Annotated in this window: 12 protein-coding genes; 7 read left to right on the top strand and 5 right to left on the bottom strand. The window is 61.8% G+C overall.

The genetic code is table 11. The annotated features are described in order from the left end of the window. Window positions 1–143: 143 nt before the first annotated feature. Genes ptsP through FDG13_RS06995 form a run of 3 tightly spaced genes read left to right on the top strand, consistent with a single transcriptional unit; the run spans window position 144 to window position 5,405 of the window. Window positions 144–2,627: a phosphoenolpyruvate--protein phosphotransferase gene (gene ptsP / locus FDG13_RS07005; protein ID WP_180126090.1), complete on the top strand. Its 2,484-nt coding sequence runs from the start codon at window positions 144–146 to the stop codon at window positions 2,625–2,627. After that, window positions 2,624–3,604, top strand: a complete 981-nt coding sequence (gene pfkB / locus FDG13_RS07000) for a 1-phosphofructokinase (RefSeq protein ID WP_255435131.1) — start codon at window positions 2,624–2,626, stop codon at window positions 3,602–3,604. Before ptsP ends, pfkB begins: the two co-directional genes overlap by 4 nt. A gap of 43 nt (window positions 3,605–3,647) precedes the next feature. Further along, entirely contained in the window at window positions 3,648–5,405 is a 1,758-nt protein-coding gene (locus FDG13_RS06995; protein ID WP_180126088.1) for a PTS fructose-like transporter subunit IIB, read from the top strand. Between the two features lie 84 nt (window positions 5,406–5,489). Here FDG13_RS06995 and FDG13_RS06990 read toward each other — a convergent pair whose 3' ends face one another. After that, a complete protein-coding gene (locus FDG13_RS06990) occupies window positions 5,490–5,795 on the bottom strand; it encodes a single-stranded DNA-binding protein (protein ID WP_180126086.1) in 306 nt (101 codons plus the stop codon). A gap of 337 nt (window positions 5,796–6,132) precedes the next feature. Here FDG13_RS06990 and FDG13_RS06985 point away from each other — a divergent pair, with 337 nt between their 5' ends. Genes FDG13_RS06985 through FDG13_RS06975 form a run of 3 tightly spaced genes read left to right on the top strand, consistent with a single transcriptional unit; the run spans window position 6,133 to window position 7,822 of the window. Further along, window positions 6,133–6,678, top strand: coding sequence for a hypothetical protein (locus tag FDG13_RS06985; RefSeq protein WP_218942647.1), 546 nt, complete (start codon window positions 6,133–6,135; stop codon window positions 6,676–6,678). Further along, entirely contained in the window at window positions 6,675–7,397 is a 723-nt protein-coding gene (locus FDG13_RS06980) for a nucleotidyl transferase AbiEii/AbiGii toxin family protein (RefSeq protein ID WP_180126084.1), read from the top strand. The genes FDG13_RS06985 and FDG13_RS06980 overlap by 4 nt, the downstream gene beginning before the upstream one ends. Beyond that, window positions 7,394–7,822, top strand: coding sequence for a hotdog fold thioesterase (locus tag FDG13_RS06975; RefSeq protein ID WP_180126082.1), 429 nt, complete (start codon window positions 7,394–7,396; stop codon window positions 7,820–7,822). Before FDG13_RS06980 ends, FDG13_RS06975 begins: the two co-directional genes overlap by 4 nt. Before the next feature lie 125 nt (window positions 7,823–7,947). Here FDG13_RS06975 and katG read toward each other — a convergent pair whose 3' ends face one another. The 4 genes from katG to FDG13_RS06955 form a co-directional block, all read right to left on the bottom strand. Continuing rightward, window positions 7,948–10,122 (bottom strand): catalase/peroxidase HPI, encoded by a 2,175-nt coding sequence (gene katG, locus FDG13_RS06970; protein ID WP_180126079.1) that lies wholly within the window; start codon window positions 10,120–10,122, stop codon window positions 7,948–7,950. Window positions 10,123–10,253: 131 nt separating this feature from the next. Then, entirely contained in the window at window positions 10,254–11,408 is a 1,155-nt protein-coding gene (locus FDG13_RS06965) for a PQQ-dependent sugar dehydrogenase (RefSeq protein ID WP_180126078.1), read from the bottom strand. 147 nt (window positions 11,409–11,555) lie between these two features. Continuing rightward, entirely contained in the window at window positions 11,556–12,392 is an 837-nt protein-coding gene (locus tag FDG13_RS06960; RefSeq protein WP_180126077.1) for a GGDEF domain-containing protein, read from the bottom strand. Between the two features lie 120 nt (window positions 12,393–12,512). Further along, on the bottom strand, window positions 12,513–13,394 hold the full coding sequence (locus FDG13_RS06955) for a YihY/virulence factor BrkB family protein (RefSeq protein ID WP_370528179.1): 882 nt from the start codon (window positions 13,392–13,394) through the stop codon (window positions 12,513–12,515). 516 nt (window positions 13,395–13,910) lie between these two features. Here FDG13_RS06955 and FDG13_RS06950 point away from each other — a divergent pair. After that, complete coding sequence (locus FDG13_RS06950) at window positions 13,911–14,540, top strand: DUF2026 family protein (protein ID WP_180126076.1); 630 nt, start codon at window positions 13,911–13,913, stop codon at window positions 14,538–14,540. Window positions 14,541–14,548: the final 8 nt, after the last annotated feature.

The raw sequence follows: 14,548 nt of genomic DNA, 5'->3' as shown, positions 1-14,548 counted from the left end.
ACTCCAAATTTAGGGTAAACCCTAGTATTTTTCACCCAAAAATCGCACAGAAATCCGATGATTTGGTCGACAATGAATATGTAAACGATTACATCATTTTGCAAAAACCTCGAAGTACGCCATTGATCTGCAAGGAGACACGGATGGAAACCATGACAACCGCCTGCGTGAAACTGAACGCCCAGGCCAGCAACAAGACCGAAGCGGTGCGCCTTGCCGGGCAACTGCTGGTGGATGCGGGTTATATCGACCCCGGTTATGTGGACAGCATGCTCAAACGCGAAGAGGTGGCCAACACTTTTCTGGGTTCGGCCGTGGCGATTCCACACGGCATGGTGGAAGACCGGCATCTGATCCACCACACCGGGGTGGCGGTGGTGCAGTTCCGTGATGGCGTGAGCTGGAAAGACGGTGACCGGGCGCAACTGGTGGTGGCAATTGCCGCCAAATCGGACGAACACATCGTGCTGCTGCGCCGCCTGACACGCCTGATGCAGCGGCCACAAAGCATCGAAAGCCTGGTGGCCACCAACGACGCCCAACTGATTATGGGTACCCTGGCTGACGAACCGGTACAAACGACCAGCCCGGTCACAGCCGTGCAGGAATGGCCCAACGATGCGCAATCTGTCTGGACGCTGGACTACCCCAATGGCTTGCATGCGCGCCCGGCCACGCGCTGGGTCGACACCGCCAAACGTTTTGCTTGCGAATTGCGTGTCTACAAAGGCCAGGAATTTGCCGACGCAAAGGCGCTGACCGGCTTGTTGTCCTTGGGCGCGTCGCGTGGCGACAGCCTGCGTTTCGCTGCCCGTGGCCCGGACGCCCGGCGCGCGGTGGATGCCTTGCTGGATGTGGTGCACTCCCTGTCTAGCGAAGAGAAGGCCGATGCCGAACGTGCCCGCCGCAACGCGCTGGCAGCACGGCGCAGCGCCCCCGACTGGCTGCCCGGTGGCAGCCCACAGGCGATTTACGGCATTGGTGCCAGCCCCGGTTTGGCGATTGGCGCCCTGGTACGGCACGTCAGCCACCAGTTTGATGTGCATGACATCCCGGGTGATGTGGTGGCCGAGGGTGAAGCCCTGGAGGCTGCGGTGCTGGCCATCAGCCAGGAACTCGAAACCCTGGAGGCCCAGACCCGCAGCCGCCTTGGCGCCACCGAGGCCGCCATTTTTGCCGCGCACCGCGAACTCATCGCAGACGCCGACCTGCTGCGCGACGCGCTGGCCAGCATTCTGCGCGGCCATGGTGCCGCCTGGGCCTGGCAAAACGCTTTGCAGACCCGGGTCGAAAAACTTCAGGGGGTGGCCGACCCGCTGCTCGCCGCACGGGCGCTGGACCTGCGCGATGTGGGTGAGCGGGTGCTGGCCCGTATGCTGGGTATCGAGCGCCAACGCCTGGTGCTCACGCAACCCAGCATTCTGGTGGCCGAAGACCTGACCCCGTCTGACACCTTGCAGCTCGACATGGCCTTTGTGGTGGGCCTGGCGATCAGCAGCGGCGGCCCGACCTCGCACACCGCGATCCTGGCGCGCACCCTGGGTCTGCCAGCGGTGGTGGCAGCTGGCAGCGCGCTGCTGGCGGCACCAGAAGGTCAGCTCGCGGTGATCGACGGCAGCGTCGGCGCGGTTTATCTGGACGTCTCGCAGAGCGACCAAGACGCCGCCGCAGCGGTGATTGAACGCCAACTGGTCGCACGCAACACCTTGCGTGAAAGCCGCTACCTGCCCGCCACCACCAGCGACGGCCACACCATCGAGATCGCCGCCAACGTGGCCAACGCCAAACAGGCCAGCGTCGCCATCGAAGCGGGTGCCGAAGGGGTGGGCCTGATGCGCACCGAGTTCCTGTTTCTGGAGCGCAACAGCGCACCGGACGAAGACGAGCAGTACCGTGTTTACCGTGAGATGACCGAAGCCATGGGTGGTCGCACCCTGATCATCCGTGCGCTGGACATCGGTGGTGACAAGAAGGTGGCCTACCTGAACCTACCACAGGAAGAAAACCCGTTTCTCGGGGTACGTGGCGCACGCCTGTTGTTGATTCGCCAGGACCTGCTCTACACCCAGCTGCGCGCGCTGTACCGTGCCGCCGCCCACGGCCCGATCCGGATCATGTTCCCGATGGTCACCCACACCAGCGAGATCGAAGCGCTGCGCGAGCACTGCGAACGTGCCCGCGCCCAGGTCAACGGCCCCGAACTCAAGATCGGCATCATGGTTGAGGTGCCTGCGGTGGCGGTGATGGCTGACAAGTTTGCCCCGCTGGTGGACTTCTTCTCGGTGGGCACCAATGACCTGACCCAGTACACCCTGGCGATTGATCGCCAGCATCCGGCGCTGGCCGCCCAGGCCGACAGCCTGCACCCCGCCGTGCTGGACCTGATCGCCCGCACCGTGGCCGCTGCCAAAAAACACGGCACCTGGGTCGGTGTCTGTGGCGGACTGGCCGGTGACCCGCTGGGTGCCCGCATCCTCACTGGGCTGGGCGTGGATGAGCTCTCGATGAGTGCCCAGGACATCGCTTCCGTCAAAGCCACCCTGCGCGGTGACTCCTTCAACGCCATGCAACAGCTGGCACAACGTGCGCTGGCCGCAGGCAGCGCCGATGAGGTGCGTGCTTTATGAACCCCTCCATGCACAACAGCCACCCGCGCGTGGTCGCGGTGGCGCTGAACCCGGCGCTGGACCACACCCTGGAAGTTGATCAGCTGCGCCTGGGCGAGGTCAACCGCGCTGTGCGCATGCAGGTCGACGTGGGTGGCAAGGGCATCAATGTCGCCTCGTGCCTGGCTGATTTTGGTGTGGCTACCGCCGTGACCGGCCAGATCGGCCGCGACAACGCGGCCCAGTTTGAGACCCTGTTCCATGCCAAAGGCATTGACAACCGCTTCTTCTACCTCGATGGTCTCACGCGGATCAACACCAAGCTGGTGGACAAACGCAGCGGGGACACCACCGACATCAACATGCCCGGGCCCACACTCGAGCCCGAGGCCATCCAGGCCTTGTTTGAGCGTTTGCTGGCACGTATTGACGGCATGGTCAGCCCAGGCAGCTGGGTGGTCGCCTCGGGCAGCTTGCCACCCCAGTGGCCGGCCGACACCTACCAGCGCCTGATCACCCATGTGCACAGCCTGGGCGCCCATGTGTTGCTGGATGCCAGTGGCGCGGCACTCAACGCCGGTGTGGGCGCGGCGCCCGACATCATCAAACCCAACCGGGCTGAACTCTCCGAACTGATCGGGCAAACGCTGACCGACGCCGACTCGGTGGTCGCGGCTGCACGTGAACTGCTGGCCCGGCCCAACCCACCGGACACGGTGGTGGTGTCCATGGGCGGCGACGGTGCGCTGTTTGTCAACCGCAAAGAGGCCCTGCTGGCACACCCCATCCCGACCGAGCTGATCAGCACCGTGGGTGCTGGTGACGCCATGGTGGCCGGCATCGTTGCGGCACAGATTGCTGGGCTGGGCTTGTCTGACTGCGCCCGCCTGGCAACCGCGTTTGCGGCTGGCAAGCTGGCGCGGCTCGGGCCCCATCTGCCCGCACCGGACACTGTGCGGGCATTGGCCCAAATGGTCCATATCAGTTCATTCAGCTGAATCGGCTGACTCCCTTTCCCTCACTGACCCAAGGAAACAAACCATGTCAAAAATAGTCGCAGTGACCGCTTGCCCGACCGGCATCGCTCACACCATCATGGCCGCCGAGGCCCTGCAACAAGCTGCTGACCGCACCGGCCACAGCCTGCGCGTGGAGACACAAGGCTCCGTCGGCACCCGCAACACCCTGAGTGCCGAGGACATTGCCGCTGCCGACGCGGTGATCATTGCGGCCGACACCCGTGTCGACACCGCACGCTTTGCTGGCAAATACATGCTCGAAGTCAGCACCGTCGCCGCCATCCGTGATGCCGAGGCGGTGATCCGCCATGCCCTGGGCCAAGTCAACCCAGGCGCACAGACTGCCGCCGCCGCTGCACCCGCACGCGACCCGAGCCTGCCGCAAATTGTGGCCATCACCTCGTGCCCGACCGGCATCGCCCACACCTTCATGGCCGCCGAAGGCCTGGAGAGTGGCGCTAAAGCCAACAACTACAGCATCAAGGTCGAAACCCAGGGCTCGGTCGGTGCGCAAAACACGCTCACCGCCGCTGACGTGGCCAACGCCGACATCGTGCTGATTGCTGCCGACACCAATGTCGACATGAGCCGTTTTGCCGGCAAACGCATTTACGAGACCAGCACCAAGGCCGCCATCAAGGACGGTGCCCTGGTGGTGCGCACCGCCATGGTCGAGGCCAAGGCTGCTGCCCCCGCGACGGGTGTGGCTTATGCCGACCAGGTCAAGGCCGCCAAGGCGCAGCAGAGCGCCAGCCGCACCGGTGCCTACAAACACTTGATGACCGGTGTGTCTTACATGATCCCGTTTGTGGTGGCCGGTGGTCTGTTGATCGCCCTGGGCTTTGCACTCGGTGGCATTTATGTGTACGAAGACGCCAACAAGGGCACACTGGCATGGACCTTGTTCACGATTGGTGCCAAGAGCGGTTTTGCACTGATGGTGCCGATTTTGGCGGGCTTCATCGCCCACTCGATTGCCGACCGACCCGGTCTGGCACCGGGCATGATTGGCGGCATGATCGCCGCCTCGATTGGTGCCGGTTTTATTGGCGGTATTGCGGCTGGTTTCCTGGCTGGTTACACCGTCAAGTTCCTCAACGACAAGATCCAACTCGGCCGCAACCTCGACGGCTTGAAACCGGTGCTGATCCTGCCGCTGCTGGGCACCGCCATTGTGGGCCTGCTGATGTATTACGTGGTGGGTGAACCCGTCAGCCTGGTGTTGGCCGCAATCACCGCTTGGCTCAAAGGCCTGCAAGGCTCCAACGCGATCTTTCTGGGCTTGCTGTTGGGTTCGATGATGGCGTTTGACATGGGTGGACCGGTCAACAAGGCAGCCTACGCTTTTGCCACTGGCCTGATCGCCAGCGAAGTTTATGCGCCGATGGCAGCTGTGATGGCCGCCGGTATGACACCGCCCCTGGCGCTGGCCTTGGCCACCGTGGTGTTCAAGAACCGTTTCACCGCCGACGAGCGTGAAGCTGGCAAAGCCACCGCCGTGCTGGGTATCTCGTTCATCACCGAAGGCGCGATTCCCTTTGCTGCCAAGGACCCGCTGCGCGTCATTCCAGCGCTGATGATTGGCTCAGCCGTGGCCGGTGCCCTGTCGATGGTGATGGGTAGCGAGTTGCGTGTGCCGCATGGTGGCGTGTTTGTGCTGCCAATTCCCAATGCCGTGACCAACCTGGGCGCCTACCTGCTGGCCATCGTGGCTGGCACCGTGGTCAGTGCCCTGGCTTTGGCCGCCCTGAAGAAACCGCTGGCCGCTAACGCCGCTTAAACACGGCACGTCAGCAACAGGCCCGGCTGTGATGCGCATCACAGCCGGGCCTTTTTTATGGGGCCATGTTGGGCGTGATCGCGTTCAAACCTCTGGCGGGTAGGCACTGAGCAAGCGCTGCGCCACCAGGTCCAGCGCGGGTTTGACGTTGCCTTGTTTGTCGGTCCAGGCCTTGGGCGTCAGGCTGCCCGACAAAGCCACCGAGTCACCATCACGCAGCAACAGCAAGTCGCGGCAACACGTCGCCTCAAAAGCAATCACGTTGACGATCAGGTGCTCACCATCCCCGGCCTGTGCCCGTACCTTGGCCACCACATAACGACTCTCCCCCTTGCCCAGACGCTGCTCGGGGTCTCCCAACAACTTGCCTGCAATCAAACCGTCAATCATTCTTTTCCCTCAGTCATGTGTCTGCGGCAGCTCATCCACCCGGATGACACTGCCTTCTACCGTCCGGCGGCTAGTAAACGCGACCGGATGTTTTGAGTATGCCTTGGCGTGATGCCACATTGGGTGGCAAGCTGGTTTTGAACCTGTTGGATCTGGCCAGCAATCGATCTGCAGCATCTTCCTGGCACCGTGGCCAGGGCTGCCGCATCGCGTAAATGCTTTGCACAATTTCCAACGTTGAATTCAAACACCATAAGCACACAAGCATTGGATTTATCTCTTTATTTTTGCAGAATTCGCTATTCGCGAATAGCGAATCAGTGTTTAGAATCAACACATGAGTCGCGCCAAAAGCAATCCACAAATCGTCTTGCGGCCACAAGATGTCGTCGTTTTGTTGCGCCTGTCCTTGCAGCAAGACATGGCACCTACTTATGCCACGTTGGCGGGCGAGCTCAAGCTCACCGCGTCTGAAATCCACGCTGGGGTTGAGCGGGCGGTGACGGCTCAACTGGCCCGCAAAGACGCCAGCGGACGACCCGTGGTGTTGCTGGAACCTTTGCGCCTGTTTGTGCAGTACGGACTGCGCTATTGCTTTCCCGCGACGCGCGGCGAACTGACACGCGGCGTGCCGACCAGTTATGCAGCCCCGCCGATGCGCGCGTTGATTGTCCAACCCAATGAAACCGAGCCGGTATGGCCGCACAAGCTCGGCTCCGTACGCGGTGCCGCGTTTTACCCGCTGTATCCCACAGCGCCAGAGGCCGCGTTGGCCAACCCGGCGCTCTACGAACTGTTGGTGCTAGCGGATGCGGTACGCGGCGGAAGCCCGCGTGAGCGGGCGCTGGCCATAGCCGAACTCGACAAACGGTGGGCGACATGATGCCAACGCTGAACCCGAACGACCCCAATGTGGTCATGCTGGAGCTGGTGGCACACCGGCTTGGCCCACAACTGTGTCATCAGTTTGTTTTTGTCGGCGGGGCGGTGGTCGGCCTGCTGATCACCGACCCCGCCAACCCTGCCATTCGCCCCACGGAAGACGTGGACATCGTGGCCGAAGTGCTGGCGCTGGCGGACTATCACCGCATCGAGGCAGCGCTGCGTCAACTGGGCTTTACGCAGGACATGCGCGCCAGCGCGCCCATCTGCCGTTGGCAAGTTGGAGGCATCACGGTGGATGTGATGCCGACACTGGAAGACATCCTGGGCTTTGCCAACCGCTGGTACCCGCTGTGCCTCCAAACCGCCCAGATGTTCAGGCTACCAAGCGGGGCAGAGATCCGTGTCATCCAAGCACCCGTGTTCATCGGCACCAAACTGGAAGCGTTTTATGGCCGTGGTGGCGGTGACTACCTGTTCAGCCACGATCTGGGCGACATATTGAGCGTGGTGGATGGACGCGTGAGCCTGATCAGAGAGTGCAGGCAAATGCCTCGAGAATTGCAGGTCTATCTGGCTAAGCAGTTTGCTCAACTGCTGGCTGATCGCCGTTTTCGGGATGCGTTGCCGGGACATTTGCCAGGTGACGCCATCAGCCAAAGTCGGCTTTATGACCTCGAAGTCAAACTTCAAGAACTGTCCTTGCTGAGCCCACCATGACCTCCACCCTCTGGCAACAACCCATCTCCGTCGAAGCCGTCACCGCTCTGAGCGCCAACACCGCAGTCAGTCACTTGGGCATTGAATTTCTGGAGGTAGGTGAGGATTTCATCAGCGCGCGGGTGCCGGTGGATGCGCGCACGCGCCAGCCCTTTGGCCTGTTGCACGGTGGGGTCAGTGTGGTGCTGGCCGAAACCCTGGGCTCGGTGGCAGCCAACTACGCCTGCCCGGTCGGCTACCAGGCAGTGGGGCTGGACATCAACGCTAACCACCTGCGCGGTGTCAGCAGCGGCTGGGTCACCGGCACAGCACGCCCGGTGCACATTGGCCGCACGACCCAGGTCTGGCAGATTGAGCTGCGCAACGATGCGGGTGAACTGAGCTGTGTCTCCCGCCTGACCATGGCGGTGCTGGCACCCAAATAGATTTACAAGGCTTTTTGGCCTCTATCCCTTATAAATCAAGGGCTAGTAGCTATTAATTTCATATTAACCAGCAACCAGAAACGATAACAACAGCACAAGCCACCCAGGCAGCTTGCGCTGTTTTTTCAGACCAGGTCGAAACGGTCGGCGTTCATGACCTTGGTCCAGGCTGCGACGAAGTCCTGCACAAACTTGGCCTGGTTGTCATCCTGCGCATAGACCTCGGCATAAGCACGCAGGATTGCGTTGGAGCCAAACACCAGGTCCACCCGCGTCGCGGTCCACCTCACCTGGCCGGTCTTGCGGTCCACGATCTCGTAAGAGTTGCGGCCAGTTGGCTTCCAGCTGTAGGCCATGTCGGTCAGGTTGACGAAGAAGTCATTCGTCAACACACCTTCGCGGCCGGTGAACACACCCTGTTTGTTGCCGCCATGGTTGGTGCCCAGCACCCGCAGGCCGCCCACCAGCGCCGTCATCTCGTGCGCAGTCAAGCCCATCAGTTGGCTGCGGTCCAGCAGTAGTTCTTCCGGCTTGACCGTGAAGTTCTGTTTGAGCCAATTGCGAAAACCGTCGTGTACAGGCTCCAGCGGCTCAAAGGACTCCACATCGGTCAACGCCTGGCTGGCATCACCCCGGCCCGGTGCAAACGGCACCGTCACCTCAAAACCCGCCGCCTTGGCCGCCTGCTCGATGCCGGTGTTGCCAGCCAGCACAATCACATCGGCCACACTGGCGCCGGTTTCAGCTGCAATGCCTTCCAGCACGGCCAGCACCCGGGCCAGGCGCTCTGGCTCGTTGCCTTGCCAGTCCTTCTGCGGCGCCAGCCGGATGCGGGCACCATTGGCCCCACCGCGTTTGTCCGAACCCCGGAAGGTGCGGGCGCTGTCCCAGGCGGTGGCCACCCGGTCGCTGATGCACAAGCCACTGGCGTTGATCTTGGCCTTGACCGCGGCCACGTCGTAGCTGGTGGCGCCTGCTGGCACCGGGTCTTGCCAGATCAGATCTTCCTGCGGTACATCGGGGCCGATGTACCGCGCCTTCGGACCCATGTCGCGGTGGGTCAGCTTGAACCAGGCGCGGGCAAACACGTCTGAGAAATAGGCCTGATCTTTGGCGAAACGCTCTGAAATCACGCGGTAGGCCGGGTCCATTTTGAGCGCCATGTCGGCATCGGTCATGATCGGGTTGAGGCGGATGCTGGGGTCTTCCACATCCACCGGCCGGTCTTCCTCGCTGATGCTGACTGGCTCCCACTGCCAGGCACCGGCCGGGCTCTTTTTGAGTTCCCAGTCGTGCTTGAGCAGCATCTGGAAGTAGCCGTTGTCCCACTGCGTCGGGTGGGTGGTCCAGGCGCCCTCAATGCCGCTGGTGACGGTGTCGCGACCGATGCCACGGCCGGTGTGGTTGACCCAGCCCAGGCCTTGTTCATCCACATCCGCACCTTCGGGTGCCGGGCCCAGGTTGGCTGCGCTGCCGTTGCCGTGTGCCTTACCCACGGTGTGGCCACCGGCGGTGAGCGCCACGGTTTCCTCGTCGTTCATGGCCATGCGCAAAAAGGTGACACGCATGTCCTGGGCGGTCTTGAGCGGGTCGGGGTTGCCGTCCACGCCTTCAGGGTTCACATAAATCAGGCCCATCATCACAGCAGCGAGCGGGTTTTCCAGATCACGCTCGCCCGAGTAGCGGCTGCCCGTGCTGCCGCTGGGTGCCAGCCATTCTTTCTCGGCGCCCCAGTAGGTGTCTTGCTCTGGGTGCCAGATGTCTTCGCGGCCAAAGGCAAAACCAAAGGTTTTTAAACCCATCGATTCATACGCCACGGTGCCCGCCAGCAGAATCAGGTCAGCCCAGCTGAGTTTGTTGCCGTATTTCTTTTTGATGGGCCAGAGCAGGCGGCGTGCTTTGTCCAGGTTGCCGTTGTCGGGCCAGGAGTTCAGTGGCGCAAAACGCTGGTTGCCATGGCCACCACCGCCCCGGCCGTCCGCCGTGCGGTAAGAGCCTGCCGAGTGCCAGGCCATGCGGATCATCAGGCCGCCGTAGTGGCCCCAGTCAGCCGGCCACCAGTCCTGGCTGTTGGTCATGAAGGCGTGTAAGTCTTTTTTGAGGGCTGCCACGTCGAGCTTCTTGACTTCTTCGCGGTAGTTAAAGGCCTGGCCCATCGGGTTGGTCTTGCTGTCGTGCTGGTGCAGGATGTCCAGGTTCAGCGCGTTGGGCCACCAGGCCATGGTGGACTGGCCGGTGGCGGTGTTGCCGCCGTGCATCACCGGGCATTGGCCGGCGGGGGTGGGGGGGGTTGTGCTCATGGTCATCTCCTTGGGTACGTGGTCAATCGGGTTCGTCGCTGTCGGGGATCAGTGTAGGAAGAACCTGCCTTCAGCGGGATCGTTTTTGCAAATCATCGCGATAGCGCAAACCCGCCCGCAGCGGGCCAGACTCAACGCGGTCTGAGTCGCAGCAACATGCCCTGGGGGCTGTCGGTCAGCAAATAGATCAGCCCGTCCGGGCCCTGGCGCACCGCGCGGATGCGTTCATTGAGTTGTTGCAGCAGCTTCTCTTCACGCAGCACTTGGCCGCCCTGAAGTTCGAGCCGGGCCAGATAGCGGAACTTCAGCGAGCCCACCAGCAAGCTGCCCTGCCAGGCTGTGCCGTACTGTGCGCTGGTAACAAAAGCCAAGCCAGAGGGCGCCATCGACGGCGTCCACTGGTGCAGTGGCTGCAGCATGCCGACCTTGGCCTGAATGCCCTGGCCAATCGGGCCACCTCCGTATTGCTCGCCATAGGTGATGACCGGCCAACCGTAGTTCTGGCCGGGCAACAGGCGGTTGAGTTCATCTCCGCCTTGCGGGCCGTGTTCTGTGGTCCACAAAAGACCGTCCGGGCCCCAGGCCGCACCTTGCATATTGCGGTGGCCCCAGCTCCAGATCCCTGGCAGCGCCCCGGCTCGGCCCCGCAGCGGGTTGTCAGCGGGGACGCTGCCATCTTTGTTCAGTCGCACCACCTTACCCAGGTGGTTGTCCAGCGTCTGGGCGTCCTGCATGTGGTGGTAACGGTCACCGAGCGTGAGGAACAACTTGCCGTCCGGGCTTTCCACAATCCGGCAACCAAAATGTGCGCTACCGGAGAGCTTGGGCTGTTGGCTGAAGATCACCTGGACCTTGTCCAGGCGGCGCTCATCCTCCGACAGTCTGGCCGAGGCCAGCGCGGTAGAGTTGAGTTTGCCGGTGGCGTCGGGTTCGGTGTAGCAGAAATAGACCGTGCGGTTGCTGGTGAATTGGCTGTCGGCCAGCACATCCAGCAGCCCACCTTGGCCTGCCGCCTGGATCGGTGGCAGCCCGGTGACGGCGGGGCCGACTTGGCCCTGCAGCGTGACCACCCGCAGGCGCCCGGGTCGTTCAGTGACCAGCAGGCGCTGGGCATCGATGAAGCTCAGCCCCCAGGGATGCGCCAGGCCTTTGGCCAAGATGTCTGGCTGTGGTTGCGCGCCAGATACCGCGGGGGTAGGCCGTGTAGCCGCAGCGTCGGGCACCTGGGCGTTGGCACCCAGTGCGCCAAGGGCGCTGCTCAGAATCCACACCAGATACTGTTTCATCGTTACCCATTCGTGTGCTGTTGACAGGCGTCCTGGGCGGCAACTCTGCCAGCGCCAAAAGGGGGCTGCCCGGATCGCATCACATGCTAACCAAGCCCGCCCAGGCGCGCCAAACGCCAAATCCCCAGGCCGTGCGGGGCATGGGCCTTAACCAGCGAAAGCGTAGCTGGATTTGCTGCGTTTGGCCTTGAACATGGCGTGGTCGGCGCTTTTGAGCAGGGCCTGAGCCGAATCGCCGTGTTTGGGGTAGATCGCGATCCCGATGCTGGCCTGAACCACCAGGACACCCTGCGCCAGCTGGCAAGGGATTTGAATGGCCTGGATGATTTTTTGCGCCACCCGCAGCACATCGCGCAGGTCGGCAAACTCGGCCAGCAGGTAAACAAACTCGTCACCCCCCAGGCGGCTGACGGTGTCGGCTTGGCGTGTGGTCTCCTTGAGGCGGTCGGCGATGGTCTGCAACACCATATCACCCACATCGTGCCCATACACATCGTTGATCTGTTTGAACTCATTGAGGTCCAAAAACATCACCGCCAGCGCCCGGTCATACCGTTTGGCCTGTGCCAGCCCGAGCGTCAGCCGGTTCTCAAACAACGAGCGGTTGGGCAGACCGGTGAGCGGGTCGTGCAGTGAGGCGTGGCGTGCGGCGGCTTCGTCCAGAATCACGGCGGCCAGTTGTTCCTCCAGGTCGTAGCGTGATTGCCATTCGGTCTCCAGCGCATCGTTCATCAGCGCCAGCTTGTCGGTCGCGTCTTGCACCTTGCCCTCCAGAATCTCGCTGTGCTGGATGGCGCTGTCAATGCTGGACTGGCGGTTGGGGGCGCTAAGCTCCTGCTTGAGCACCAGATTCACCGACGACAGCCCTTCAGCGAACTCCTCCATCAGCGTTTTCACATCCTCGGCATGACCCATCAACTGGGTGAGCGATTCAAGCTGCTGGGCGGCAGCTGGACGTGGTTTCTGCGGTCGGCGGGAAGACATGGGTGTTGCAGCCAGTGGCTGTCGGGTAAATCGACCAAATCGCGCATGCTACCCACCACCCGCCCGCTTGTTTGTGCGCTGCCACACGCAGCTGGCGTCGCGCCAACAGCCGAGACCGCTTCAGTGCGTGGCCTGCGGAGGCGCCAACACCCGGCGCGAGCCATACGCATTGGCATACACCCAGGTGAATTCAGCACCAATCAGAAAAATCTGCGCCGAGTAATAAACCCACAGCAACACCACCACCAGCGAACCCGCCGCGCCAAAGCCCGAAATCACCCCGCTGCGCCCGATGTACAGACCAATCAAAAACTTGCCAAAAGTGAACAAGGTGGCGGTGAACAACGCACCGGTCCAGACGTCTCGCCACTGCACCCGCGCCCGCGGCATCACCTTGTAGATCAGTGCAAACATGGCGGCCACCAGCAAAAAGCTGCCTAAAGCGTTGACCACCGCCGCCAGCACCAGCCAGCCGCCAAACACCGGCTGCAACCAGTTGCCCATGACACCCAGCACCGCACTGGTCACCAGGGACACCATCAGCAGGAAACCAATCGCCAAAATCATGCCAAAAGACAGCAGCCGCGCCCGCACCAGAGCCAGCCAACCACTGCTGGGCTGCTGCGCCGCCACGCGCCAGATGCGATCCAGCGCGTCCTGCAATTCGCCAAATACCGAGGTGGCGCCAACAAACAGCATCAGCAGGCCCAGCACGGTGGCCAGTGAGCCCTCCAGCGGTTTGTCGACACTGGCCAGCAAGTCCTGCACGGCTTTGGCACCGGCATCGCCCATCAAGCTGCTGAGCTGGTGCGCAATTTCACCGCGTGCCGCGTCTTCACCAAACACCAAGCCCGCCACCGAGATCACGATCAGCAACAAGGGCGCCAGCGAAAACAGGGTGTAGTAGGCCAGCGCCGCGCCCATGCTGAGCGCGTAATCGGCCAGCCAGGACTGTGCAGTCTGTGTCAGCAGACGCCAGAAGGCACGGATATTCCAAGGCACCTCAGGCCACCCGGTGGTTCAAGCCGGGCACCTGGATTGGGCGTGACTGGTTGGCAAACAAAGCATGGGCACCCCTGAACAACGAAGAGGGCTCCGAGTATTCGCCACGGGCGCCGCGCTGGCTGTTCGCCAGCGCACATGGCGGGCTAAGTGGATGCACCAGGTTATGCATCAAAACGTGCTCTAGCCCTTATTTAAAAAGGGCTAGGTGCTATGGTATCTGTGTTGGCTGTAGGTTGGATTGATTAAGCCAACGGGCGTGGGCTGGTGCACGACGGCTGCCTGACTTTGATGCGCCGGGCACCATGTGGTGCTTGGGTTTAGGGTGGGTGCAGGCTGGAAACTGTCTGTCGGATTTCGAAGGCTAGTATCGGTGGGCGCTGAAACGTAACACTCAAGATTCAAGACCTCGGTTGGCTGCTTCGACCGGTTGAATCCAAGCCAGAAATCTGTCCTTCATCCAGAACTTTGTAAAAAGCGGAAGTGCTATATGGACGCACCGTTTAAAGTGGCGGCATGAAGACACACCCACTGCTTCCGTTGCCGGACTATCAGCGTATCTATCAGGTTATCTACAGCGTACTTCAGGCGAGCGAAGTTGCCTGCACGCATCGGGCCTGCATCCTGTTCACTATCGCTGGGACATTGATCCTTCGGGAGCATTACAAGCTACCCGCCACGATCAGCACCGGAGTCATGGCGATGATGGTTAACGAAAAAAACTCAACCGTCGCCATGTACGGACGCATGGGGGACGGACCTGAAAGCGATAGTCAAGCGTTTCATGCGTGGGTCGAATGCAAAGGCTGGCTGATTGACTTCATGGCCCCCATCATGGGCATAGGCTTCAAGGAAGACGGGCACGTGCAGCACGTGCCAAGGTGGATGCTTCAGAAGCCTTTGGCCGATCAGAAGACCTGCATAAACGATCTACGGCGGACAGGGGACTACTACTTGGAGCACGATTCTGCGCTTGCTGAGTCGCTTATTGACAGCCAATCTGGAAGCTCGATTGACCTAGCGAACGTTTGCCTTTCATGGTTCCGCCGTCCTCCATCGGCATTGAAGGAACTGGCCCTAGGTGATAGCCAAGGCACGCCCAAGAAGCTTGTCTTGCGTGCCCCGTCGATTGACGGGGTCTGGTGAGTGACTGC

The organism is Rhodoferax sp. BLA1 (assembly GCF_013416775.1).
GTDB lineage: Bacteria > Pseudomonadota > Gammaproteobacteria > Burkholderiales > Burkholderiaceae_C > Rhodoferax.
Note: the sequence above shows the minus strand (reverse complement) of the source record. Positions and strands in the feature narration are given on the sequence as shown.

Excerpts from the sequence above, each read along its gene's own strand:
- FDG13_RS06950 (WP_180126076.1), top strand. The coding sequence starts at position 13,911 with ATGAAGACACACCCACTGCTTCCGTTGCCGGACTATCAGCGTATCTAT.
- FDG13_RS06995 (WP_180126088.1), top strand. The coding sequence starts at position 3,648 with ATGTCAAAAATAGTCGCAGTGACCGCTTGCCCGACCGGCATCGCTCAC.
- FDG13_RS06965 (WP_180126078.1), bottom strand. The coding sequence starts at position 11,408 with ATGAAACAGTATCTGGTGTGGATTCTGAGCAGCGCCCTTGGCGCACTG.
- FDG13_RS06985 (WP_218942647.1), top strand. The coding sequence starts at position 6,133 with ATGAGTCGCGCCAAAAGCAATCCACAAATCGTCTTGCGGCCACAAGAT.
- FDG13_RS06960 (WP_180126077.1), bottom strand. The coding sequence starts at position 12,392 with ATGTCTTCCCGCCGACCGCAGAAACCACGTCCAGCTGCCGCCCAGCAG.
- ptsP (WP_180126090.1), top strand. The coding sequence starts at position 144 with ATGGAAACCATGACAACCGCCTGCGTGAAACTGAACGCCCAGGCCAGC.
- FDG13_RS06975 (WP_180126082.1), top strand. The coding sequence starts at position 7,394 with ATGACCTCCACCCTCTGGCAACAACCCATCTCCGTCGAAGCCGTCACC.
- FDG13_RS06980 (WP_180126084.1), top strand. The coding sequence starts at position 6,675 with ATGATGCCAACGCTGAACCCGAACGACCCCAATGTGGTCATGCTGGAG.
- FDG13_RS06990 (WP_180126086.1), bottom strand. The coding sequence starts at position 5,795 with ATGATTGACGGTTTGATTGCAGGCAAGTTGTTGGGAGACCCCGAGCAG.
- katG (WP_180126079.1), bottom strand. The coding sequence starts at position 10,122 with ATGAGCACAACCCCCCCCACCCCCGCCGGCCAATGCCCGGTGATGCAC.
- pfkB (WP_255435131.1), top strand. The coding sequence starts at position 2,624 with ATGAACCCCTCCATGCACAACAGCCACCCGCGCGTGGTCGCGGTGGCG.